Here is a 22,716-nt window from a genome sequence, read left to right as displayed (position 1 = left end):
ATGAAAAAGACAATAACTGTTTCATTACTATGTTTAAGTTTAGCTGCTTTCGGGCAGTCATCTAAAGCAGATTCTATACAGTTCAGTAGAATTTCTACGGAAATCCTGAACAACGGAAAAGGATATACTGAGCTGAAAGACCTTACCCAAAATATTGGTAACCGTTTAAGCGGTAGTGAAGCTTATGAAAAGTCCGTAAAATGGGCAGAAAAGAAGCTTCGTGAAGCCGGCGCCGACAAGGTATGGCTACAGGAGGTAATGATTCCGGTATGGGTCAGGGGAAAAGAGTCTTTACAGATAAAAACCGCTGACGGCCAATGGAAAAAACTAAAGATGCTTTCTTTAGGAAATTCTGAAGGTACGGGAGGAAAAGATGTTTCGGGTGAGATTATTATGGTGAGATCTTTAGAAGAATATGATAAGCTTCCTGCAGATCAAGTAAAGGATAAGATCGTATTCTTTAACTACCCTTTTAATCAGTCACATGTGCAAACATTTATTGCGTACCGTGAAGCCGGAGCCTACAGACGTAATGCAGCTAATTTAACAGCAAAAAAAGGTGGAAAGTTTGCGATTATCAGATCACTGTCTTCAGCGTTTGACGATGTTCCTCATACCGGAAATATGCGATACGACGACGATGTTTCAAAGGTTCCCGCAGTGACCATAGGAAACACAACAGCGGATGAACTGGAAGCATTATTAAAAAACAAAAAAATTACGGCAAAACTGAATTCCAACTGCGGGATGAAAGGCGAGAAACTCTCCCATTCTGTCATTGGTGAGATTACAGGTAAAAAAGACCAGACTGTGATCGTTGTAGGAGGTCATCTCGATTCCTGGGATGTAGGTGAAGGAGCACATGACGACGGTGCCGGAATTGTACAGAGTATTGAAGTTTTAAGGACCTTTAAAAAATTAGGATTACAAAATAATCACACGATAAGAGCCGTATGTTTTGCGAATGAAGAAAACGGAACGAAAGGCGGAAAGCAGTATGGGAAAATAGCAAAAGACAGCAACGAAAAGCATCTTTTTGCGATAGAAACTGATGCCGGAGGTTTTTCTCCAAGAGGAATTTCCCTGGAAATGGATGATAAAAACAGAAACCAGATCAAAAGCTGGGTGAATTTATTCCTGCCTTACGGAGTGTATAATTTTGAAGGAAAATATTCAGGATCAGATATTGCTCCATTGCATGAAATGGGAGTTCCCACAGCGGAACTGGTTCCTGACCCGCAGCGTTATTTCGATATTCACCATACGGAAGAAGACATTTTTGAAAAAGTCAACCGCAGGGAACTGCTGCTGGGTGCTGCAGTAATGACACAACTTATTTATATGATCGATAAAAACTGGTAAAAATTATGAAAAAAGTAATCGGAACTTCATTATTATTCTTGGGAATGGCTGCTTTTGGCCAGGCAAAAGAAGATTCTATTCAGTTCAGCAAGATCTCCACAGAAATCCTGAACAATGGAAAAGGATATACGGAACTCAGAGATTTAACCAAAAATATAGGACATCGCCTCAGTGGTTCTGATGCTTATGAAAAGTCCGTAAAATGGGCAGAACAGAAGCTTCGCAATGCCGGCGCTGATAAGGTGTGGCTACAGGAAGTAATGGTTCCGGTATGGACCAGAGGAAAGGAATCTATGCAGATCAAAGCAGCAGACGGAAAATGGAAAAATCTAAAAATGCTTTCTCTCGGAAATTCTGAAGGAACCGGTGGAAAAGACGTTTCCGGCGAGATCATTATGGTGAGATCTATGGAGGAATATGACAAACTTTCCGCAGATCAAGTAAAGGATAAGATCGTGTTCTTCAACTACCCTTTCAGCCAGTCTTTTGTGGAAACATTCAGAGGTTATGGCGATGCTGCAAAATACAGGGTAACGGCCGCTTCATTAACAGCTAAAAAAGGTGGGAAATTTGCAATTATCAGATCTCTGTCTTCTGCATTTGACGATGTTCCACACACAGGAGGAATGCGTTATGAAGATAAGATTTCAAAAATTCCTGCAGTTGCGATTGGAAATACAACAGCAGATGAACTGGAAGCTCTTCTGAAAACTCAGAAAGTAACTGCCAAACTTAATTCCAACTGCGGCATGAAAGGAGAAAAGCTTTCCCATTCTGTCATTGGTGAAATCGCAGGTAAAAAAGACCAGAGCGTTATTGTTGTAGGAGGACATCTTGATTCCTGGGATGTAGGCGAAGGAGCACATGACGACGGTGCCGGAATTGTGCAAAGCATCGAAGTGCTGAGAACATTTAAAAAATTAGGCATTAAAAATAACCATACGATCCGGGTAGTCTGCTTTGCTAATGAAGAAAATGGGGTTAAAGGTGGTATTCAGTATGGAAAGACAGCGAAAGAAAAGAATGAAAAACATCTTTTTGCTATAGAATCTGATGCCGGAGGTTTTACTCCAAGAGGTATCGCGCTTGAAATGGACGACGAAAAGAGAAAACAGATCAAAGACTGGAGTGCTTTATTTTTACCTTACGGCGTGTACAACTTTGAAGGTAAGTATTCGGGAACAGATATCTATCCGCTACACGATATGGGTGTTCCTACAGCAGAGCTGGTGCCTGATTCCCAGAGGTATTTTGATATTCACCACACGGAAGAAGATACCTTTGAAAAGGTAAACAGAAGAGAGCTTCTTCTGGGAGCTGCTGCTATGACACAGATTATTTATATGATTGATAAGAACTGGTAAGGTTTTACCTTTAAAATACCTTTGACTTTTAAAAAGCAAAGATGTTGTCAACAGGTTGATTTTGGTGACGCTAATGGCTTTTCAGGATTAACTTGTTGATTTTTTTATTTAATCTTTGTGTGAAAAATCTCCCGCAGATTCCTCAGATCGCACAGATTTACGTATTGTAAGTATAAAAATCTTTGATTTTTAAAAGACTTATGTGAACTTCCTGTTTTCAAAGCACTCACTTTAAAATAACTAAAGTGTCAAAAAACTTTTGTGACTTTTGTGGTTAATAATTTTACAGATTTTATACAGTTCCTATTTTTTAAATTCCTTCATCATTCTTCTGTATTTGAATTCATAAAGAAAGCTTTTCCAGTAATGCCTTAATCCACCACCCGATTCCCAGTTAATATCAAACGTCTCTCCTTCCAAAGAATAACCGGGCTGTCTAATCTTAGCATGAAGCATTGGCGGATAATCTTTTATTTTTTCATACTCATCAGGTTCCATATTTGACTTTCTGTAATATTGAATTTCGATAATTGTTTGTTTCTGCAATGCTTTAAAAATGTAAAGATTAATATCATACAAATCCTGATACTCTTTCTTTACTATTTTAATAACAGCGTCTAATGGCAACGGTGTTTTATATCGGTTGATCTTATTCCTCAATTGTCGTCTTTCCCGAAAGTCTTCTCCGAATTCATTAAAATCTGAAACAATAAAAGTAAGTTGATGGGATATTTTATTCCAGCATTGTTCTTCTGCCAGTTTTATAAGTCTGGCAGCCATATTCTGTATATTTTCTTCTAAAATTTCCGGAGTCACTTATGATAGATTTATGCAAACTTAAAGTTACTTAATCATAAAAACAAGCTAAAAAACTCACTTTGGCATGAAATTCGCAAGCTAAATCATTGAAAAAAAATTATTTAAGCACAAACGATGAGAAGAGGTTACTGCAGACCTTAGTTTCCGATTTTTCGGAACAGGGCTGTTTATCATATTTAATATGATCCTTTTTCTTTAAGATACCGTATACTTCGGAAAAGATAATCCCCTTATCTGCTCCACTTACGATGAATGCTGTGTACGGTGTCATTAAAGTTCTTGAATCACTTCCATGATTCAAACTGCTTTTAATAAAAATTTCTGGGCAACTCACAAAAATGCCCTGATGCAGAACAATCAAACGGCCATATGATCATGACCTTAGTCAGTATTTACCATGATCTGTGTGCTATTTAATTTATAACGGAAAATGATTCCGGACCGTTCTATAGCAGAACGGAAAAAAGATGTATAACCCTTAAAAAGTGATTTATGATGAGAGACTTTTTTGAAATGATTTTTAAGAGAAATGAAGATGCCGCAAAAATGCATATCTGGAGCCTGCTGCTTCTTTTAAGCTTTGCTGTTTTTTCCGTACTTGTATATGCGTTAAAACCAAGTTTTAATAACTTAATAGTATATCTAACCGCATTTGCGGCTTACCTCGGCTTTGGAATTGTATTTATCAGCTCCCTTGCCGGAAGAATGAACTCTTCTTATATGAGAAAGAGATCAAGGCACTAAAAATTTAATTCTATTTTTACTAAAAAGACCGTTCAAATTGTTGAACGGTCTTTTTTATTTTTACACAACTACTCTCCTGTCTATTCTTTACCACAAAGCCACAAAAGTTTTTATACTTAAATTATTTCAAGTTCTGTACTTTGACAATATAGAGTCACATAAACTCTTAAAATCAGAGGTTTTCAGAATATTATAACACGACAATCTGCGTTATCTGGAAAATCTTTGGGATCAATTTTTATTACAATTTTAAAACGTACATAAGTTCTTGAAAAAATATTATCTGTACAAACACCAAGACCCTAAGACGCCCTCACTCTAAAACTCTTTCATACCTAAACTCCCAAAAATTCCTTCTTTTCCAATTTCACCTCCATCTCCTTTCCCCCTCTTTTGATCTTCACATCAATCGTATCTTGCCCGTTTTCTACTCTGTTGATGAAATAATGACAGGCGCCATCTTTATCCAGATGATCAAGATCTACATTGTTGATGCTGATAATAGAATCACCGACTTTCAGTGGAAAATTCTCTTCCTGGAAAACAAAAGCCACGGTTGGTTTTGCTTCTATGAAACGATATCCGAAACCGAAAGACTCCAGTTTGGCCGGTTCATTTCTGATTCGTTTCATATAAATCTTATTTCCGGACCAATCCAGGATGAAAATAAAATTTTTAAAGAAATCATTGCCTATCAGGCTGGTATTTCCGGTAGCAATAATCTCATTTGAAAAGTTTATATTGCCTAAAGATATGGCAGCAGCCCTGAAAATATATCCCGGAGCAGGCTTTGCAGCTCCATATGCCCCTACAGAACTTGTTCCATAGACTTCTATAGCCTTTAAGACCTTTTGGCTGTCATATGCCTTATCTGAGATTTTCAGTCTTCCTGAAAATCCTGTATCGAAAGTAAGATTTATTTTTTTTCCTTGCAGACCGGCTTCCACAACAGGAGTTTTCTGCGGTATCGGACTGAAAGGAATCACAATGTCATAATCTTCAGGATTAAATTGAGCAAGATCTTTTGAAGCTTCCAGTGAGTTTTCTGAATAATTGATTTTCCAGAACAACTTGGCCATTTGATTGGCACCAATAATTCCATCGATCTTAAAACAGCTCAGTTCCGAAACACTGAAATCCATGACGATTGCACCAATGTTTTTAAAAACAGCTTTATCAACAGTCATTTCCGGCAGAATAGCAAACATCTGTTCCTGCTTGTTTTTCTGTGAATCCTTTACTTTACTTGTATGCTTGGTCTCCAGGCCCAACTCTTTATAAACTGCAGTAGAAATCACTGTTGGTGCTCCGGTGTCAAACAGAAAATTATAGGATTTCCCGTTGATACTTACCTGAACAAAAGGCAGATCATTGGCAAATTTCAAATTGATTTTTTCTACAGGATTCTGCAGCTGTACATCTCCGCTTTTGAAGAATCTCTTTCCCTGAGCGGAAAAAGTGGTTGTGGAAAGTATGAGAAGGGTGTAGAGGATTTTTTTCATTGAATTACTTTAAACGAAAATATGAATTTCCTCTATTCTATGAAAATGACATCATTAAATAATTCGTATTAATTTATTTCTTTTCATATTCACAAAAAAAGCCGTCCTCACGGACGGCTTTCAATATCTTAAATTTTCAATTACTGTACTTTGACAAGCTCAACATCGAAAATCAACCAGGCATTTGGCGGAATAACCCCTCCTGCTCCTCTTTCTCCGTAAGCCATTGCCGGCGGAATCAATAATGTAGCCGTTTCACCTTCTTTAAGCAATAGAATACCTTCATCCCATCCTTTGATCACTCTTCCCATTCCGATTGGAATTTCGATAGGCTCATTTCTTTTGAATGAAGAATCGAATTCTGTCCCGTCAATCAATTTACCTGCATAATGTACAGATACATTATCACCAGCTTTAGGCGCTTTTCCTGCAGCAGCTGTTTTTGTGATCTTGTAATATAATCCTGACTCAGTTTTCTGCATTCCAGCTTTAAGGTCTTCTACCATTTTCTCCTGGTTTGCTTTGAACTCTTCTTCTTTTTTCTTTTTCTCAGCTTCTTCTTTAGCGATAAAAGCCTTATTGTTTTCTGCAATTTTAGCTTTTCCTTCTGTAAAAGTTTTAGCTGCATCGTAGTTTTTGTAAGCATCACCTTTACCGAAAACAGAAACTTTCTCTAAAACGATATCTGTTTTAGGCTTATCCTGAGCTCCTTTTTCTACGTTAGCAATCGCGTCGATTACATCATTTCCTTTTACCACTTTTCCGAAGATCGTGTGTCTTCCGTCTAACCATGGTGTAGCTACTTCAGTGATAAAGAACTGAGAACCGTTGGTGTTAGGTCCTGAGTTAGCCATAGAAAGGATTCCTTTTCCTGTATGCTTAAGATCGTTTTTCTCGTCCTCGAATTTATATCCAGGATCTCCCATTCCCGTTCCCTGAGGATCACCTCCCTGGATCATGAAATCTTTGATCACTCTGTGGAAAATAGTTCCGTCATAAAAAGGAACTCCTTTAGCCTTAGCTTTGTTATCTATTTTCCCTTCTGCAAGACCAATAAAATTGGCTACAGTTACCGGTGCTTTTTTGTCTTCGAACTGCACGATCAGGTTTCCTTTAGAAGTCTGAAGATTTGCATAAAGTCCGTCATTAAGACCTTCGTAAGTTTCTTTGTCTACGTTCATTTTTTTATAGATTGGGGTACAACTCATCAGCGAAATACTTGCCGCCGCCAGAATTATATTCTTGTTAAACAATTTCATTATTTATAATGCTTTTAATTTTATGATCAATGGTATATCGTTGTCTATATTTTTCTCGTCTCCAAAGGTTCCGTAGGCCAGTGAAGAAGGGACCAAAAGCGTTACTTCCTCTCCATCATGCATAAAACGCAAAGCATTCTCTACCGCTTTCAGTTCATCAAAATGCCCGAATCTGGCATCTCTTCTTTCAAAAGGCTTATCATAAATTTTGGTTTCATCAAAATCATAGAGATCATAAGAATAAGAGATCGGCGTATCGTCCGCCCTTCTCTCTCTCTGATCAAAACCTTCAACACTTACCCAATAATTAAGCTGAGTAGGAAAATACTTCACAGGCTGACCGCTGATCCAATCCTGAATCTGGCCTCTTTCTATGGTATTCAGATTCCTCATCCTTTCCTTAGACACATCCAGGTCTTTCTGACTCAACACTCCGCCTACAGGAGGATGTGCTGCTGGTGCGTTCCGGTTACAGCTTAACAGGCTTACTGCTGATATGAAGAGTATTTTTTTCATAAACTTTTGCGAAAATACGCATTTCGGCGAAATATTGTTCCATCGGTTTTAAAAAAATTAGCAGATAATGATGAAGTATTTTAGATAGCTCACCCTTGGGAGATTAAAAAGATTTAAAAATTGAAAGATTTAAGCATTTAAGCATTTAAAATTTAAATTTCCAATAAATATCAACTGTGTTCTATTAATATTCTTGAAACTATTTCATTCAGAACGTTAGTCTTTTACCTGCCAATTTTACAGATTATACAGTTTTTTTGGAGGAAAATTGAAATCATTGAAAAATAGTTAAATTTTAAAACAAAAATCACCCCATAATGAGGTGAGTATACTGTTTCTTTATTTAAATAATCTTATTGAATAGTTACTTTAATCATCTGTGGCAGTGATGGAAGCGTATTGAATTCATTTGGATTGGCAAGCTGCTCTATTGGCTTATTTTCAGCTTCAGCAGGCTGCGATCCTATGTGCGCACCCGGAAAGGAACTTTTAAGTGTTCCGTTATCGAAAAGCCCGATAATGGAAGAAATATCGCCTCTTGTAGAACCGTCTACCCCATTATCTGCAGAAGCAATAAACCAGTCATTGGATTGTGCATACATGGATACAAAAGCAATACGGTCGCCTTTACGAGCCGAAATGGCCTGGGACGCTTTTCCGCCATTCGCTCCGTCTACCCTTGGTTTCAATACGGTAGTGGCCGGATCTTTCAGAACGTAGACTTCTTTTACACCCGATTTGGTTTTAAGAAAGGCCACCAGAATATCCGGATTTCCCAGCTGAGCAAGCTCTTTCAATCCCTGTCCACGGTCGCTCTCTCCGCTCTTAAAGATCGGATTTTCATTCCCGCTATATACTACGACCAAAACAGGTGAAAAGGCAGAATTCGGTCCTGTAATCCCTGTAAGATACTGGCTTAAAGGAGTGATTTTTCCAGTTTCAGCCAAGTCTGTCAATCCGTTCGCTGACAGTTTTCCCGGAGAGAAAATAGGATCCTGTTTCAGAAGTGTTGTTCCGGAAATATGGGAAACAGCCCAAATTCCCTGACTGATAGGTGTTTCATTCACTGTTCCACCCGAAGTATTGGTTAATTTTAAGGTGAATTTAGTTCCTCCTTCATGAGTCAGTTCAGCCTTCAACAGTTGTGAAGCAGGAGTAGCTAATGTAATTTCAGTGACAATTTTTGTAACAAGTTCTGTTGCTCCCGGATGAGTTACGGAAGGACCTACTGGTTCATTGACACGTGTCCCGTTATCCCAAAGCCTGATCTGCGAAGAAACATCACCGGTTACCGGATCACCATTGTCCTGGTACAGTTTTATTCCAGGATTGGAAGGGGCAAAAAACAGATCATTACTGTTTCCGTACATGGCTGCAAAGCTTATCGCCTGCCCTTTTCCTGCATAAAATGTAAAAGAAGCAGATTCTCCGGGAGCAAGCACAGGTGAAGATCCTGCATTCTGGAAAGTTCCGAACTGGGTGAGTGCCTTACTTTCAATGATATTTTCTACAGTGATTACAGCGGTATCATTTACCGGCTGGTCTGCATCATCGTTACTGCTGCATGAGGAAAGCGCTAAAACACCAACCACTGAAAGCAACCCAAAGGGTAATTTGAACTTCATGAATTGCATAGTATTCTAAATTTTGCGAGAAATTACCAATATTTTGCGAGAAAATAAAAAAACCGGCAGAATAAATTTCTGCCGGTCCTTATTATTGAATCAGATAATGTTAAAATTAAACAGTTTCCAAAACGTCTTTTTCAACCACAACTCTCCATCCGAAAGAATCTTCGCTAAGGTTGTTCTGAAGATCAGTCAGGTCTTTTTTAAGGAGTGCTGCATAGCTTTCCTCATCGGATAATCTTGGAAGTTCAAGTTTTGTTCCTTCATATCCTAGAGCCTGGAATACAGTTGTTACAACAGCTGTACCTACTCCCCAAACTTCTTTAAGTGTTCCGTTCTTCTGAGCTTCAATTACAGTTTTTACTGCTACAGGCTCTATTTTAACCTCAATTCCTCTTTTCTTGGCAAGCTGAATAAAACTATCTCTGGTTACTCCGTCAAGGATCTTTTCAGATGTTGGAGGCGTATAGATGGTATCATTAATTCTTACGAATACATTCATTGTTCCACTCTCTTCAAAATATTCATGAGTAGCATCATCCGTCCAGATGATCTGCTCATAACCTTCTTCAATGGCAAGCTGCGTAGGATAGAAAGAAGCTGCATAGTTACCCGCTGCTTTAGCTGAACCTACACCTCCGTTGGCTGCTCTTGAATAGTGATCTGAAATTTTTACAGAAACCGGTTCCGAATAATAGCTCTTTGCCGGTGTCGCAACGATAGCGAACATATATTTATTGGCAACTCTTGCTTTCAGAGCTTCCTCTGTAGCAAAAATCAATGGTCTGATATACAATGACATTCCTTCACCTTGTGGGATCCAGTTTCTGTCGATATCCACTAATGCTTTTAATCCGTCTAAAAACATTTCTTCAGTAACTTCAGGCATCGCCAGACGTTTTGCTGATTTATTGATACGTTCAAAATTCTTTTCAGGCCTGAAAAGGAAAACCTGCCCGTCTTTGTCTTTATAAGCTTTCATACCTTCAAAACAAGCTTGTCCGTAATTTACTCCCATCATAGCTGGTGTAAATGGTATAGGACCATAAGGAACCAATTTCACATCACCCCACTTTCCATTTTCATACTCGCATATAACCATGTGGTCAATAAAAGTACTTCCAAATGAAAAATTATTCGGATCAAAATCCGAAAGTCTGGAGTTCTCAGTTTTTTGAATTATCATTTTTTAAAATTTTTACGATGTTCTACAAATTTAACATAATTTTCTAAATATAAAAATTTTGAAGTAAATTTGACAAAAAAATAGCTTGAAAAGAGAGATTAAAACCACAAACGACGGTAGTAAAACATTGTTTATCAATGATTTAAATGAAAACTATCATTCGCATCACGGAGCACTCCAGGAAGCAGAACACGTGTTTATCAAAAACGGATTAAATTTAACAAATGATTACGAAATTAATATTTTAGAACTCGGATTTGGAACAGGTTTGAATGTTTTAGTAACAATTAATGAATATTTAAAAACTGACAAAAATCATGTCATCAATTATTTTTCGCTGGAAAAATACCCCATAAATGAATCTGAAATTAATGATCTGGCTTATTTTGAACATTTTGATAACCCGGAATTCAAAAATATTTATCAAAAAATTCATCAGGCAGACTGGGGAAAATCCACTGAAATCATTAGCGGTTTTAATTTAAAAAAGATAGAATGTGACTTTTTCGAACTGAAAGACAAAGACTTACCAAAAATCAACCTTGTTTATTTTGACTGCTTTGGAGCAAGAGTACAGCCTGACCTTTGGGAAAAGCCGCTGTTTGAAATGGTTTCCGACAAAATGTCTGTTAACGGATTATTAACAACCTATTCTTCTAAAGGAAGCGTAAGAAGGATTCTTCAGGAGCTGAATTTCAAGGTGGAGAAAAAGCAGGGCCCTCCCGGAAAGCGGGAAATGATTAATGCAGTGAAGATGGAGAATAAAGAAGAAAGCAACGTTTGATAAGGAAAAGAGGAGCTATAAAAGGCTAATTTGCAAATAGGTTTATTGGCATTTTCTACTAATTTCCTTATTTTAGCTATACAAAATATTACATATGATTGATAAGATCAACATTAGGGTGTATGCATGTGCAGTAAAGGACAAAAAAGTACTGACCCTGTTTGAAGAATATGCCGGTGAACAATTAATGAAATTTCCGGGTGGAGGTCTGGAATTTGGTGAAGGACTTATAGAATGCCTTCACCGCGAATTTGATGAAGAGCTGAATGTAAAAATTGAAGTTGTGGAGCATTTTTATACGCAGGAAGATTTCCTGGTTTCTCGTTTCAGAGAAAACGAACAGCTCCTTACCATATATTATATAGTCAATATTACCACGGAAGAAGATTTTCTGATTCTGGATCCTTGTATTGAGAAAGCAGAATGGATTGACATTGACACGCCAGATAATCCTTTTCCACTTCCAATCGATAAGATCGTATTTGATAAGTTAAAAGAAAAATTCCTGTAAATATTACAGGAATTTTATATGTAGAGTCTATCTTTATATTTAAAAACTTTAAGGCGTTCTTATTTTCTGACCTTAAAATCTGCGGCTCCGGGATAAGGCTGTAAATAACCGGAATTCCAGTTGGACTGAAGGAGGGATTCTATAAATTCGTCTGTTCTGTTCTTGTGCGGGTTGTATTGGTCTTTCAGATCTATATCTGCCATCTTACCTTTTACATTCCACCAGAAAGCGCTCCATCCACCTCTCATCTCTTTAATAATCTCGTAAACGTTTTTTCCGGTCGCCCTGTTCATCAGCTTGGCAAAAACCTGGCCTTCTGTTGTGGTAAGATCTCTCAGCTGTTTTTCATATTGATCTGCAAGCATATTTTGTCTTTCTTTTATGAATTTTCTTTTGGCTTTGCTGTCCATATCTGTCATATCCGCCTGGATACCTCTGTACTGCTCAAGTGCAGTAACAAATAACGGATAAACGCGGTTCAGCTTTTTGTTAAGGAAATAATAGTAATTTTTATCCAGCTGATTATTAAACCGCGGTTTGTTAACCAGAACCAGCTCATCAAGCACTACCACAGGTTCACCGTTAATTTCATAAATCTTTACCTTTTGGCGTTCGTCATAATAATACTTATTACCGAACTCATCAGTTTTTAAAGATTCAGCGGGATATTGATTGAGGGGCTTTGCAATGATAGAATCCTTCTGACCAAAAACACTGACTCCAAAAAAGAAGATAAAAAGGCAGACAATCTTACTAAAATTCATTATTTTTACACTTACTTATAACAAAAATTACACGCAAAAATCATTCCCTTTTATGAAATTTGAAAAGAAATCTTTGAAATTTTTAGAAAAATATTTAAATACTTCTTCACCAACAGGTTACGAACATAAAGGCCAGGAAATCTGGATGGACTACATCAGACCGTATGTAGACAAAATCGAAGTTGATCATTACGGAACTTGCTATGGGATAATCAATCCCGAAGCTGAATTTAAAGTAGTGATTGAAGCTCATGCCGATGAAATTTCCTGGTATGTAAATTATATAACAGATGACGGATTGATCTATGTGATCAGAAACGGAGGCTCTGATCAGACGATTGCCCCATCAAAAGTTGTTCACATCCATGGTGAAAACGGAATTGCAAAAGGAGTTTTCGGATGGCCCGCCATTCATACCAGAAGCAATCAGAACGAACCTACACCGAAAATTGAAAACATCTTCATCGACTGTGGTGCTGTTACCAAAAAAGAAGTAGAGGAAATGGGAATTTATGTAGGCTGTATGATCACTTATCCTGATGAATTCTTTGAAATGAATGACCGGTATTTCGTCTGCAGGGCATTGGATAACAGAATTGGAGGCTTTATGATCGCAGAAGTGGCAAGACTTTTAAAAGAGAACAAAAAAACAATTCCATTCGGACTGTATATCACAAATTCTGTACAGGAAGAAGTAGGATTATACGGTGCAGATATGATTGCTGATACTATTAAACCTAATATCGCCATTGTAACCGATGTTACCCATGATACCACTACCCCAATGATCGAAAAGAAAAAAGAGGGCGACCAGAAATGTGGTGACGGACCTGTCGTTTTCTTTGCTCCAAGTGTTCATCACACCATCAGAGAACTGATTATTGATACAGCAAAATCTAAAAAAATTCCTTTCCAGAGAGCTGCTTCAAGCAGAGCAACAGGAACAGACACCGATGCTTTTGCACATTCTAACGGCGGAGTACCAAGTGCATTAATTTCCTTACCTTTGCGCTACATGCATACAACGGTAGAAATGGTTTCTAAGGAAGATGTAGGAAACGTAATCCAACTGATCTACGAAACACTTCTGAAGATCAAACCGGAAATGAAACTGAAGTATCACTAAGAGAATCAAGATGCAAGACACAAGATTCAAGACGCTCAAAAATAGGTCATAAAAATGCTAATATCCGCAAGACTTATCTTGGCTCTTGGTTCTTGACTCTAAATATCTAATAAAAAGTAAAAATGAAAACGAAGCTTATTGCTCCTTCCCTTTTATCCGCAGACTTCGGGAATCTGCAAAGAGACATTGAAATGCTGAACAATTCCCAGGCAGACTGGTTCCACATCGATGTGATGGATGGAAGATTTGTCCCGAACATTTCATTTGGCTTTCCAGTGATGAAGACTGTACAGCAGCATGCTAAAAAATTTGTTGATGTTCATTTGATGATCGTAGAACCGGATAAATATGTGGATGAATTCATCAATCACGGTGCGGATCTTATTTCTGTGCATTATGAAGCATGTACACATCTTCACAGAACGATTCATCATATCCAGAGCAGAGGGGCAAAAGCAGGGGTTGTTTTAAACCCTTCTACTCCTGTATTAATGCTTGAAGACATTATTGCTGACGTAGATCTTGTTCTTTTAATGAGTGTAAACCCTGGATTTGGCGGCCAGAAATTCATTGAAAATACATACAAGAAGATTGCTGAGACTAAAGACCTTATTTTGAGTAACAATTCCACGGCTCTTATCCAAATTGACGGCGGAGTTAATCTTGATAACGCTTCCAAACTTTTCGAAGCCGGCGCAGACGTTTTAGTTGCCGGAAATGCAGTTTTCTCTGCAGAAAGCCCGGAACGAACAATTGAATTATTAAAGATCTGATTTCTTTAGACTTATAACACATAAAAGGCAGCTTTACGGGCTGCCTTTCTTCTTGTGGAATTTGAGCTGTCTTGGTTATTAGTTTTTGTGTCGTAAAACTTTAATGCTTAAGATTCCTTGTGCTATTGCTGTTGTAAAATTGCAAATAAAAACGCACACAGCACATCCGTAGAAATACTGAATTTATCCGTTACGTATTTCTACTTAATCTATAAAAAAGCTATTAAACTTCTTTATTCCAGATGCAGGCACAGACCACAAAAATAATACTGATGACGGAGAATACCGTTCTGATATTATTCAGAAGATTCCATCTGTTTTCAAAATCCGCACGCATCTGCTTGACTGCTTCAATAGCTGCTCCGCTGATATCAAATTTATCAAGCATATCATTCAGAGGAACATTGCCGGCAACCGTCACACCAAATACGCCTACCAGGTAAGCAGCAGCTGCCAGTACAAGAAATAAGAAAGCCGGCTGCTGGCCCTTGAAAAGAAAAGCCGTTACCGGGAGAAGCACTGCGGTCCCCATAAAGCTCATAAAAAAAACCGGATTAAGAATTTCCCGGTTAATGTTTTGCATAGCTTTGAGATATTCAGTATCCGAAAGCTTTCCCAATCCCAGTACCACAGAACACGAGTAGGCATAGAAAAGCCCGGCAATCAAAGCCGTAAGTACGGCAGTAATGAGTAAAAATACCGTTGTCATTTTCATATAATTTTGATTTGTTGTCTATTGAAAAGAACCCTAGTAAGGATTCCATTTTTTGATGATCTGCTGTGCCGTCAGGATCATTTCTGCGTCCCAGATTTCCGGTTTGAAATAGTGAAACTTCTCATTTCTGACAGATTCTACTCCATTTCCATCAAACAAAAGTTTGGTCAATCTTGTCTGCTCATTATACAGCAGCAAATCTTCAAAAGGTTCCGAATAATCAAATTTTCTGCGGTTCCATGATTTTTTCTCTCCAACTGAATAATCTGACGTTTCAATAATTCTTTGAACCTTATTAAAGTCATCAAGGAAAATCTGTTTTTCGGCTTCTGTATTTAAGGTGTGACCTAACCTTTCGATGATGACATAGTTCAGATTTTGGCACTGAGCGATTACGCCGGGCAATATATTCAGTATATCCTGCGGAATCCTGTCGTCATGCGTATCTCTTCTTACATTTTTTCCGTAAGAACTTTCCTGCCAGCTTCCTCCTGACAAATGGATTTCTTTCACTTTTTCCAAAGGATATACATTGACAATCTCCCGAATATCCACCTCAAAATTACAGGCTTGGCAGTAAATATTATGAAGATCAAGAATCAGAAAGCCATCAATTTCTTCTACCAATTCATTAAGGAACTCCCCTTGCTCCTTCACATCATCTATTGAAAATGAAAAAGCGAGATTTTCTACTCCGACAGGAATTTCTGCAGCATCCTGCAGCCTTCTCAACCGGTCTTTCCCTATCTTAAGAATAGTAGGATCCAATGGAACAGGAAGCGGAACTCCCTGATGAAAATTCTCCGTATTCATAAAACCGAAATGTTCGGTGAGGTGATTGTAATTTCTACGGTCTAATTCTTTTTTTAATTTTTCCAACCAGATTTCCTGTCTGTCAGTCCATCTCGCATCAAAAAGAGAATAATAAACCCCATGTCCCAAAAGCCTGCTGTTCTCCGAATAAAAATCAAGAAGTCCTCCGAGCCATTCGGGCTCATCAGTATCATAAAGTGTATCGAAAGACCATTCCAAGACATCCACAGAATTATTCTGAAGCATAGGTAATATGGCGGGAACAAATTCTGCTTCCGGCATCATAGACAATCCAAGTAGCGGTTTTTTCATCATCTATCCCATTCCACAAGCCGGACAACCGCCGCCCCCTCTGAAAACACTGTCTTTCTTAGGTACAAACTTTGTCTCTGCCGTTTTTATAGGTTTTGGAGATTCTGCTTTTTTAATTTTACTTACCGGCTTCTTTACCTTTTTAACGGGTTTTGTTGTTTGTGCTGATACGCTTACAGCTAACAAACTCGCCATTACTAATGCTGGAACTTTCATAATATCTTTTTTATGGAACTTACAATAAGCATTCCATTTATGGTTATGCTAAAAATACAATAATTTAATGGAGAATATTCTGAAATTTAAAGATTAGACTTGATATTTTAATATCTAAACTCCCATTTAGCATTAAGGAACAGCATATTAGTTAAAATTGTTTCCTTATGGTGAATCCTCACAGCCATCAGTGCCCAGAAATCATGTTGACATATGTACTCTTCATTATGAAATTTAAAAGTCTATACTCTACGACATTTTGGCATAAAAAAATCCAGAGAAAATTCTCTGGATTTTATATGGTATAAAATAGCTTTCTTAGAAAATCTCTCTTCCTGAAAAGTGGAATTGAGCTTCGATAAGAGCATTCTCGTCAGAATCTGAACCGTGAACCGCATTTTCTCCGATACTTCTTGCAAACATTTTTCTGATGGTACCTTCTGCTGCATCTGCAGGGTTTGTAGATCCGATTAATGTTCTGAAGTCTTCAACTGCATTGTCTTTTTCTAGAACAGCAGCTACGATAGGACCTGAACTCATGAATTCTACCAACTCACCATAAAATGGTCTTTCAGCATGTACTTCATAGAATTTTTTAGCATCAGCTACTGTAAGCTGAGTTAATTTTAAAGCTTTAATCTTAAAACCTCCTTCTGCGATCTTACCTAATATAGCACCGATATGTCCGTCTGCTACAGCATCAGGCTTAATCATAGTGAATGTAATGTTAGACATAAATGTATAATTTTTTTAATGCCGCAAAATTACAAAAAATATTCTTCATTTTTATTTTAAATATTTTTTAACATAAAAATAACTTTTATTAAGAAATGACATAAAAACTTTGGCACAGTAATTGTTAATTCTATTACGATTCTCATGTTTAATTTGAGTTTTCATGGTTATTAGTTTTTACCCAGCTTCGGCTGGGTTTTTTATTTGTAATAATCAGAGCAATTCATTAACGATATGATAATTTTGAAAACATATTAAAATCATATTAATACATTATTGCTTCTATTTCAATCAATGAAATAATATTAATTTTTTGATATTTTTTTCTGACTCGATTTTTCAAATGAGTTCAAATGAAAAAAAGCAGACTAATCTGCCAAAATACTAAAGTCAAAAAGTAGAGTTATTATAAAATTGAAAGTTCATTTTTCTGAAGTAAATTATTGTTTAAAAAAATCAACTTTTTTTACTGTAGAATTTGAGATGCTATAGATTTCTATTGTGAGCTATATGAATTTACTCAGAGTTTAATTTATCTATAAAAGTAAGCATGCAGAGATAGAATCAATTCCGGATTGACTCTAATTAAGGGTTCAAATTGTAGGGATATTTTATTTCTGTGAATTTTCGTCAGCTTCTTCCATCAATTTTATATAATTGGCGTAACGGGAGTGCTGAATTTCTCCGGTTTCAAGAGCATCCAGAACAGCACATTTTGGCTCATTAATGTGAAGGCAGTTATGGAATTTACATTCTTTTCTTTTCTTGAAGATCTCAGGAAAATAATGTTGTACTTCTTCTTTTTCAATGTCAATCATAGCAAATTCACGTACACCGGGAGTATCAATCACGTTTCCACCAAAATCCCAGAAGTGCATTTGGGCAAATGTTGTGGTATGTTTTCCTTTTAGGTGAGAATCTGAAATCTCAGAAGTTTTTAAATTTAATCCGGGCTGCAGCGCGTTTACCAATGTAGATTTTCCACACCCTGAATGTCCGAAAAATACTGAGGTTTTATTTTTAAGAAGATCTCTTAGCTCCTCAAAATTCAGTTTGGAATAAGACGAGATCTCCAAAGTATCGTATCCTATTTCCTGATAAAGGAATTCTATATCCTTAACCAACTCAATTTCGTCTTCATTCAGAACATCAATTTTATTGAACAGAATCAGGGGGGTAATATTATAAGCTTCACAGCAAGCCAGAAATCTGTCCAGAAAGCCCAATGAGGTTTCAGGATGCTTTAAGGTGAACATAAAGCAGGCAAGATCTATGTTGGAAGCAATAATATGGGCTTCTTTTGAAAGGTTGACAGATTTTCTGATGAGATAATTGGTACGGGGCTCTATTTGGGTGATCCACGCAATATCATCCTGTTCCAGCTGAAATTCTACAAAATCTCCTACAGCGAGTGGATTGGTAAGCCTTGTTTTAATAAGTTTGAATTTACCACGAATCCTTGCTTCGAAAATTTTATCTGTTCCGAATTCCATGACCTGGTACCAGCTGCCTGTAGATTTAATGATTTTTCCTTTCATATGATAATTGGCTACAAATATAAGCAATTAGGGCTTAGGATTTGGGTATCTGAGTAAACTCTTCCCTATTTCCTAAGCCTATTACTTATTAATTATCGCTTATGCTCTATCGATCATAATACTGTTCTGTACTTCAATAGATTCTTCATGTATCGCTTTGAAAACTTTCTCAATAAATTCCTGAGACATCCCAGTCTCTTTCGCTTTCTGATTGGCGTATTCTGTGATTACTTTCCATCTTTCAGGCTGGAAAATAGCAATATCATTCTCTTTTTTAAGCTTCCCTATCTTTTCAGAGATCTTCATTCTTTGGGAAAGAAGTTCGATCAGCTGGAAGTCCAAATCAGAAATCAGGGTTCTGTGTCTTCCCATTTCATTATCGAATCCTGCCAAACCTGAGTTTCTTACTTTTAAGTTCCCGATCAGCTCTGCAAGTACTTCAGGAGTTATCTGCTGTGCTGCGTCGCTCCAAGCTTCATCAGGGTTGCAGTGGCTTTCAATGATCGCACCCTGGTATCCTACATTCAGTGCCTCCTGTGTAATATCTGCAAGACCGGTTCTGTTTCCACAGATGTGGGAAGGGTCTATCAGCATTGGAATATTGGGGAACTGGCTTTTGAAATCAAGGGCAATCTGCCAGTTTGGATTGTTTCTATATTTTGTTTTCTGGTAAGTTGAAAATCCTCTGTGGATCACACCTAAATTTTTGATATCCTGACCTAAAAGTCTTTCTAAAGCGCCAATCCATAAAGCAAGATCCGGATTGACAGGGTTTTTAACGAATACTGGTTTGTCAGTTCCTCTTAAAGCCATTGCGATCTCCTGCACGGTAAACGGGTTTACTGTAGAACGAGCGCCAATCCAAAGAACATCTACATCCGCTTCCAAAGCAGCAAATACATGGTGAGCGTTGGCAACTTCTGTAGCAGTTTTGAATCCGTATTCTTCTTTTACTTTTTTCAGCCAGTTCAGACCGATTACTCCTACTCCTTCAAAACCATTCGGCTTTGTACGTGGTTTCCAGATTCCTGCACGGAAAATTGGCACCTGAGCATTGGTTTCTCTTATTCTTCTGGCAGTTTCAAGCATCTGAGCTTCACTTTCGGCACTGCATGGTCCTGCGATCATTAATGGCTGTGAAAGCTCATTGATCCACTCGTTTTTTACATCTTTTAAATTCATATTTTTAAATTTATTGTTTTATATTTTTTTGAATTAACAGCAATAGTCCTTTCATTATAAAATTTACTTTATAAATCTTTTCAAAAAATGCCGTTCAAAATGGTTTAAAGGAATCAGGAAAATAAAAGGACTTTAATTCTCCTGTATTTTTTGGAAAGAAATTCAGTTAGCAGTACCAATAAAATCGATAATACGTTCTGAAATTTCTATAATAGAAAGCAGAAAAACTAAAATAACCGCTAAAGTAATTAGCGGGTGCAAAATGAGACAGATATGGGAGTGATAATTTTTCCACTGAGTTCTGAAACTTCTGTTTGTTTAGCTTCTAAATCTGATTTGTTTTTGTCAAAAACTTATTTTTAACAAAATTCTTTGACAAAGATATAAAAAAACTTAGTCTGACAAAAAAAAATTGCGATAAATACAAAAACTTAAGTGAGATCAAATTTCATCAGATCATCAAGATCTTTTAATAAAGGATTTTTCTCGATAAATTTTTCAAAGATTTTTTTCTTGGTGACCACTTCAATCTTAAGGTTATCAAAGTCACGCTGGTAATCTACAATAATGCTGTGGTTGTGAACCTTTGTTTTGAAATGGTTGAAGAATTCGCCAGCAATCTTATCAAATTCTACCTTGGCAGAATCTGAAGGGTACAAAACTTTAATGGTATTTTCTTCAGCCTTTATCAGCTTAAAAGTTTTTACAGCATTAAAGATGAAGCTGTTTCTTTTCTGAAGCTGTTTGAGCATAAGATTCCATTCCATTTGCAGATCTGTATCTGTAAAATGGTTTTGAGGAAGGTTTTCTGTTTTTACGGCTACGGTTTCTTCTTTTACTACTTTCTCTTCTTTATTCAGGAAAGAATTGATGCTGAAACCGGAAGATATTCCCTGTCTTGATAATGGCTTGGTAGTCTTTACAGTTATTTCCTGATTGGGTTCAGGCTGATGAGCAGGTTTTTCTGCTATGGGTTCTTTTTTCTCCGGAGCTTTTTCGGGGATCTTTATTTCCTGTTTCTCACTGAGAAACGGGGCTAGTATTAAGAACTTTTTTTTTTAGTATCGCCTAAATTAGCTGTCAGGGAAGACAGCTGCATCAATGCAATTTCTACTGTAAGTCTTGGATTTTTGGAATTCTTATAATTGATATCCGCATGGTTGCAGATCTCGATACCATCGATGAGCTGCTGGGCATTCCATTTCTGGCTTTGCTCTACAAATTTCACCTTGGTCCTCTCCCCGACTTCAATAAGCTCTACAGTCCTTGCATTCTGGGCCATCATGAGATCTCTGAAATGGTTTCCTAATCCTGCAATAAAAATATGGGGGTCAAATCCCTTTTTTACAATATCATTAAAAGCAAAAAGTACTTCGGGAATTTTGTTTTCTTTGGCCAGATCCACAATATTGAGATATTGGTCGTAGTCCAGAATATTGAGCACTTCGGCAGCCTTGGCCAGGGTGATGTTTTTCTGGGAAAAGGTGGAAAGCCTGTCGAAAATAGAAAGTGCATCTCTTAAGGCTCCATCTGCTTTCTGAGCGATCAGATATAAAGCATCGTCTTCATACTGGATATTTTCTTTCTGAGCGATGTTTCTTAAATGTCCTTGAATATCTTCAATGACGATTCTCTTGAAGTCATAAATCTGACACCGTGATAATATAGTGGGAATTATTTTGTGCTTCTCTGTAGTTGCCAAAATAAAGATGGCATGTGCCGGCGGCTCTTCAAGTGTTTTCAGAAAAGCATTGAAAGCTGCAGAAGACAGCATGTGCACCTCATCGATAATATATACTTTATATTTACCTACCTGAGGCGCAAAGCGGACCTGATCTATCAGTTCTCTGATATCATCCACGGAATTGTTGGACGCCGCATCCAGTTCATAGATGTTGTAGGCGAAGCCGTCTTCTGAAACAGAGCCGTCTTTTTCATTGATCTTTCTGGCCAGAATTCTGGCACATGTAGTTTTACCCACACCTCTTGGACCACAGAAAAGTAAGGCCTGAGCCAGCTGATTTTCACCAATAGCGTGTTCTAGCGTATCTGTAATATGAGACTGCCCTACAACAGTGTCAAACTGCTGGGGACGATATTTTCTTGCAGATACGATAAAATTTTCCATTGGTCAAAAATAAGAAATATAGTTTTAATCTGAAAATTAAAAGTTTTCAAATATCAACAAAAACTGATTTTCGGTAAAATTGGAAAACTTTTAATCATTATTCTGCCTTTTTTGTTTTGTAGTAATGGTCTATAATTTCAACAATTACTTTTTGAATCTCACTTCTTCCTTCATCTGTTCTCATATCAATACCACAGAATTCTGTTCCATTGTATGCAGGGAATAAGTTCAGGTAGTAAACTCCTGCTGCTATTAGGGCCAACATTGCTCTTACATTAGTAGCGTTTTCTCCGAAATAGGGATCCGTTACATTTTCAAATAAGTTAGCCGCAACATCTTCTCTTTGCTTCAGTATATTTTTAAGTATTGGTTTGCTTTCAGAAAGTTCCCAAAGGATAATTTTTTGTAGTTCTTTATTTTTCTTCAGACTTTCAAACTGCATAAGAATACCTTGCGTTAAGGCTTCTTTACCTTTTCCAACCTGTACTTCTTCTTCAATATCCGGGCTGAATTTGCTCCAGTAGTCCTGAGATTTTATATATTCGTCAATAAGTTTATCTGTACTTCCAAAGTATTCATAGATAAGCTTCTTGTCAAACCCGGCTACTGCCGCAATCTTACTGACTTTCAAACCTGAATATCCTTTTACTCTCAAAATTTTTCCAACTGCTGCAAGCAGTTTTTGTTTTGTTTTTTCTTTGTCCCTAATGGGGCCTTGCACTACTTTTCTGGGCATAAT

23 protein-coding genes are annotated in these 22,716 nt (G+C 37.3%); 7 read left to right on the top strand and 16 right to left on the bottom strand.

The features are described 5' to 3' along the window. Both QF044_RS06660 and QF044_RS06655 read left to right on the top strand, forming a co-directional pair. Positions 1–1,362 carry a M28 family peptidase gene (locus QF044_RS06660; protein ID WP_307265193.1) on the top strand — a complete coding sequence of 454 codons (1,362 nt, stop codon included), beginning with the start codon at positions 1–3 and terminating at the stop codon, positions 1,360–1,362. A 5-nt stretch (positions 1,363–1,367) separates the two neighbouring features. Further along, on the top strand, positions 1,368–2,726 hold the full coding sequence (locus QF044_RS06655; protein WP_307265190.1) for a M20/M25/M40 family metallo-hydrolase: 1,359 nt from the start codon (positions 1,368–1,370) through the stop codon (positions 2,724–2,726). Between the two features lie 303 nt (positions 2,727–3,029). Here the strand turns inward: QF044_RS06655 and QF044_RS06650 are convergent, their stop codons facing one another. Further along, entirely contained in the window at positions 3,030–3,506 is a 477-nt protein-coding gene (locus tag QF044_RS06650; protein ID WP_307265186.1) for a hypothetical protein, read from the bottom strand. A gap of 531 nt (positions 3,507–4,037) precedes the next feature. Between QF044_RS06650 and QF044_RS06645 the strand changes: the two genes are divergently transcribed. Continuing rightward, positions 4,038–4,289 carry a hypothetical protein gene (locus tag QF044_RS06645; protein ID WP_307265184.1) on the top strand — a complete coding sequence of 84 codons (252 nt, stop codon included), beginning with the start codon at positions 4,038–4,040 and terminating at the stop codon, positions 4,287–4,289. Between the two features lie 335 nt (positions 4,290–4,624). Here the strand turns inward: QF044_RS06645 and QF044_RS06640 are convergent, their stop codons facing one another. From QF044_RS06640 to QF044_RS06620, 5 genes are all read right to left on the bottom strand, one after another. After that, complete coding sequence (locus tag QF044_RS06640; protein WP_307265180.1) at positions 4,625–5,791, bottom strand: aspartyl protease family protein; 1,167 nt, start codon at positions 5,789–5,791, stop codon at positions 4,625–4,627. A 140-nt stretch (positions 5,792–5,931) separates the two neighbouring features. Then, positions 5,932–6,972, bottom strand: coding sequence for a peptidylprolyl isomerase (locus QF044_RS06635; protein WP_307271962.1), 1,041 nt, complete (start codon positions 6,970–6,972; stop codon positions 5,932–5,934). Positions 6,973–7,053: 81 nt separating this feature from the next. Continuing rightward, positions 7,054–7,566: an FKBP-type peptidyl-prolyl cis-trans isomerase gene (locus tag QF044_RS06630; RefSeq protein WP_307265178.1), complete on the bottom strand. Its 513-nt coding sequence runs from the start codon at positions 7,564–7,566 to the stop codon at positions 7,054–7,056. Positions 7,567–7,919: 353 nt separating this feature from the next. Continuing rightward, complete coding sequence (locus QF044_RS06625; RefSeq protein ID WP_307265176.1) at positions 7,920–9,191, bottom strand: spondin domain-containing protein; 1,272 nt, start codon at positions 9,189–9,191, stop codon at positions 7,920–7,922. A 115-nt stretch (positions 9,192–9,306) separates the two neighbouring features. Further along, on the bottom strand, positions 9,307–10,380 hold the full coding sequence (locus QF044_RS06620; RefSeq protein WP_307265174.1) for a branched-chain amino acid aminotransferase: 1,074 nt from the start codon (positions 10,378–10,380) through the stop codon (positions 9,307–9,309). 85 nt (positions 10,381–10,465) lie between these two features. Between QF044_RS06620 and mnmD the strand changes: the two genes are divergently transcribed. Both mnmD and QF044_RS06610 read left to right on the top strand, forming a co-directional pair. Beyond that, positions 10,466–11,164 carry a tRNA (5-methylaminomethyl-2-thiouridine)(34)-methyltransferase MnmD gene (gene mnmD, locus QF044_RS06615; RefSeq protein WP_307265171.1) on the top strand — a complete coding sequence of 233 codons (699 nt, stop codon included), beginning with the start codon at positions 10,466–10,468 and terminating at the stop codon, positions 11,162–11,164. 94 nt (positions 11,165–11,258) lie between these two features. After that, positions 11,259–11,675 carry an NUDIX domain-containing protein gene (locus QF044_RS06610; RefSeq protein ID WP_307265169.1) on the top strand — a complete coding sequence of 139 codons (417 nt, stop codon included), beginning with the start codon at positions 11,259–11,261 and terminating at the stop codon, positions 11,673–11,675. A gap of 59 nt (positions 11,676–11,734) precedes the next feature. On the opposite strand, the gene QF044_RS06605 is transcribed toward QF044_RS06610, so the two are convergent. After that, complete coding sequence (locus QF044_RS06605) at positions 11,735–12,439, bottom strand: DUF4294 domain-containing protein (RefSeq protein WP_307265166.1); 705 nt, start codon at positions 12,437–12,439, stop codon at positions 11,735–11,737. Between the two features lie 52 nt (positions 12,440–12,491). Here QF044_RS06605 and QF044_RS06600 point away from each other — a divergent pair, with 52 nt between their 5' ends. Together QF044_RS06600 and rpe are read left to right on the top strand one after the other, a co-directional pair. Further along, positions 12,492–13,565 carry a M28 family peptidase gene (locus QF044_RS06600; RefSeq protein ID WP_307265163.1) on the top strand — a complete coding sequence of 358 codons (1,074 nt, stop codon included), beginning with the start codon at positions 12,492–12,494 and terminating at the stop codon, positions 13,563–13,565. A gap of 122 nt (positions 13,566–13,687) precedes the next feature. After that, complete coding sequence (rpe, locus tag QF044_RS06595) at positions 13,688–14,338, top strand: ribulose-phosphate 3-epimerase (protein WP_307265162.1); 651 nt, start codon at positions 13,688–13,690, stop codon at positions 14,336–14,338. A 223-nt stretch (positions 14,339–14,561) separates the two neighbouring features. Here the strand turns inward: rpe and QF044_RS06590 are convergent, their stop codons facing one another. The 9 genes from QF044_RS06590 to QF044_RS06550 form a co-directional block, all read right to left on the bottom strand. Then, positions 14,562–15,047: a DUF1772 domain-containing protein gene (locus QF044_RS06590; protein ID WP_307265160.1), complete on the bottom strand. Its 486-nt coding sequence runs from the start codon at positions 15,045–15,047 to the stop codon at positions 14,562–14,564. A gap of 39 nt (positions 15,048–15,086) precedes the next feature. Further along, a complete protein-coding gene (locus QF044_RS06585; RefSeq protein WP_307265157.1) occupies positions 15,087–16,181 on the bottom strand; it encodes a DUF692 family multinuclear iron-containing protein in 1,095 nt (364 codons plus the stop codon). Further along, positions 16,182–16,394 carry a hypothetical protein gene (locus QF044_RS06580; RefSeq protein WP_307265155.1) on the bottom strand — a complete coding sequence of 71 codons (213 nt, stop codon included), beginning with the start codon at positions 16,392–16,394 and terminating at the stop codon, positions 16,182–16,184. It abuts the gene before it with no gap. Between the two features lie 318 nt (positions 16,395–16,712). Further along, the gene (locus QF044_RS06575; RefSeq protein ID WP_034707297.1) at positions 16,713–17,129 is read right to left on the bottom strand and encodes a nucleoside-diphosphate kinase; all 417 of its coding nucleotides are present in this window, start codon (positions 17,127–17,129) and stop codon (positions 16,713–16,715) included. A 611-nt stretch (positions 17,130–17,740) separates the two neighbouring features. Further along, positions 17,741–18,667 carry a ribosome small subunit-dependent GTPase A gene (gene rsgA, locus QF044_RS06570; RefSeq protein WP_307265149.1) on the bottom strand — a complete coding sequence of 309 codons (927 nt, stop codon included), beginning with the start codon at positions 18,665–18,667 and terminating at the stop codon, positions 17,741–17,743. Between the two features lie 99 nt (positions 18,668–18,766). After that, entirely contained in the window at positions 18,767–19,849 is a 1,083-nt protein-coding gene (locus QF044_RS06565; RefSeq protein ID WP_307265146.1) for a chorismate mutase, read from the bottom strand. A gap of 431 nt (positions 19,850–20,280) precedes the next feature. Then, positions 20,281–20,616, bottom strand: a complete 336-nt coding sequence (locus QF044_RS06560) for a hypothetical protein (protein WP_307265143.1) — start codon at positions 20,614–20,616, stop codon at positions 20,281–20,283. A 275-nt stretch (positions 20,617–20,891) separates the two neighbouring features. Continuing rightward, positions 20,892–21,977: a DNA polymerase III subunit gamma/tau gene (dnaX, locus tag QF044_RS06555; protein WP_307265140.1), complete on the bottom strand. Its 1,086-nt coding sequence runs from the start codon at positions 21,975–21,977 to the stop codon at positions 20,892–20,894. A 97-nt stretch (positions 21,978–22,074) separates the two neighbouring features. Beyond that, positions 22,075–22,713 carry a TetR/AcrR family transcriptional regulator gene (locus tag QF044_RS06550; RefSeq protein WP_307265138.1) on the bottom strand — a complete coding sequence of 213 codons (639 nt, stop codon included), beginning with the start codon at positions 22,711–22,713 and terminating at the stop codon, positions 22,075–22,077. Between the last annotated feature and the right edge of the window lie 3 nt (positions 22,714–22,716).

The organism is Chryseobacterium sp. W4I1 (genome assembly GCF_030816115.1).
GTDB lineage: Bacteria > Bacteroidota > Bacteroidia > Flavobacteriales > Weeksellaceae > Chryseobacterium.
This window is presented reverse-complemented; position numbering and strand designations above follow the sequence as displayed.

Coding starts and splice junctions, on each gene's coding strand:
- QF044_RS06660 (WP_307265193.1), top strand. CDS start 1: ATGAAAAAGACAATAACTGTTTCATTACTATGTTTAAGTTTAGCTGCT.
- QF044_RS06655 (WP_307265190.1), top strand. CDS start 1,368: ATGAAAAAAGTAATCGGAACTTCATTATTATTCTTGGGAATGGCTGCT.
- QF044_RS06650 (WP_307265186.1), bottom strand. CDS start 3,506: ATGGCTGCCAGACTTATAAAACTGGCAGAAGAACAATGCTGGAATAAA.
- QF044_RS06645 (WP_307265184.1), top strand. CDS start 4,038: ATGATGAGAGACTTTTTTGAAATGATTTTTAAGAGAAATGAAGATGCC.
- QF044_RS06640 (WP_307265180.1), bottom strand. CDS start 5,791: ATGAAAAAAATCCTCTACACCCTTCTCATACTTTCCACAACCACTTTT.
- QF044_RS06635 (WP_307271962.1), bottom strand. CDS start 6,972: ATGAACGTAGACAAAGAAACTTACGAAGGTCTTAATGACGGACTTTAT.
- QF044_RS06630 (WP_307265178.1), bottom strand. CDS start 7,566: ATGAAAAAAATACTCTTCATATCAGCAGTAAGCCTGTTAAGCTGTAAC.
- QF044_RS06625 (WP_307265176.1), bottom strand. CDS start 9,191: ATGAAGTTCAAATTACCCTTTGGGTTGCTTTCAGTGGTTGGTGTTTTA.
- QF044_RS06620 (WP_307265174.1), bottom strand. CDS start 10,380: ATGATAATTCAAAAAACTGAGAACTCCAGACTTTCGGATTTTGATCCG.
- QF044_RS06610 (WP_307265169.1), top strand. CDS start 11,259: ATGATTGATAAGATCAACATTAGGGTGTATGCATGTGCAGTAAAGGAC.
- QF044_RS06605 (WP_307265166.1), bottom strand. CDS start 12,439: ATGAATTTTAGTAAGATTGTCTGCCTTTTTATCTTCTTTTTTGGAGTC.
- QF044_RS06600 (WP_307265163.1), top strand. CDS start 12,492: ATGAAATTTGAAAAGAAATCTTTGAAATTTTTAGAAAAATATTTAAAT.
- rpe (WP_307265162.1), top strand. CDS start 13,688: ATGAAAACGAAGCTTATTGCTCCTTCCCTTTTATCCGCAGACTTCGGG.
- QF044_RS06590 (WP_307265160.1), bottom strand. CDS start 15,047: ATGACAACGGTATTTTTACTCATTACTGCCGTACTTACGGCTTTGATT.
- QF044_RS06585 (WP_307265157.1), bottom strand. CDS start 16,181: ATGATGAAAAAACCGCTACTTGGATTGTCTATGATGCCGGAAGCAGAA.
- QF044_RS06580 (WP_307265155.1), bottom strand. CDS start 16,394: ATGAAAGTTCCAGCATTAGTAATGGCGAGTTTGTTAGCTGTAAGCGTA.
- QF044_RS06575 (WP_034707297.1), bottom strand. CDS start 17,129: ATGTCTAACATTACATTCACTATGATTAAGCCTGATGCTGTAGCAGAC.
- rsgA (WP_307265149.1), bottom strand. CDS start 18,667: ATGAAAGGAAAAATCATTAAATCTACAGGCAGCTGGTACCAGGTCATG.
- QF044_RS06565 (WP_307265146.1), bottom strand. CDS start 19,849: ATGAATTTAAAAGATGTAAAAAACGAGTGGATCAATGAGCTTTCACAG.
- QF044_RS06560 (WP_307265143.1), bottom strand. CDS start 20,616: ATGGAATGGAATCTTATGCTCAAACAGCTTCAGAAAAGAAACAGCTTC.
- dnaX (WP_307265140.1), bottom strand. CDS start 21,977: ATGGAAAATTTTATCGTATCTGCAAGAAAATATCGTCCCCAGCAGTTT.
- QF044_RS06550 (WP_307265138.1), bottom strand. CDS start 22,713: ATGCCCAGAAAAGTAGTGCAAGGCCCCATTAGGGACAAAGAAAAAACA.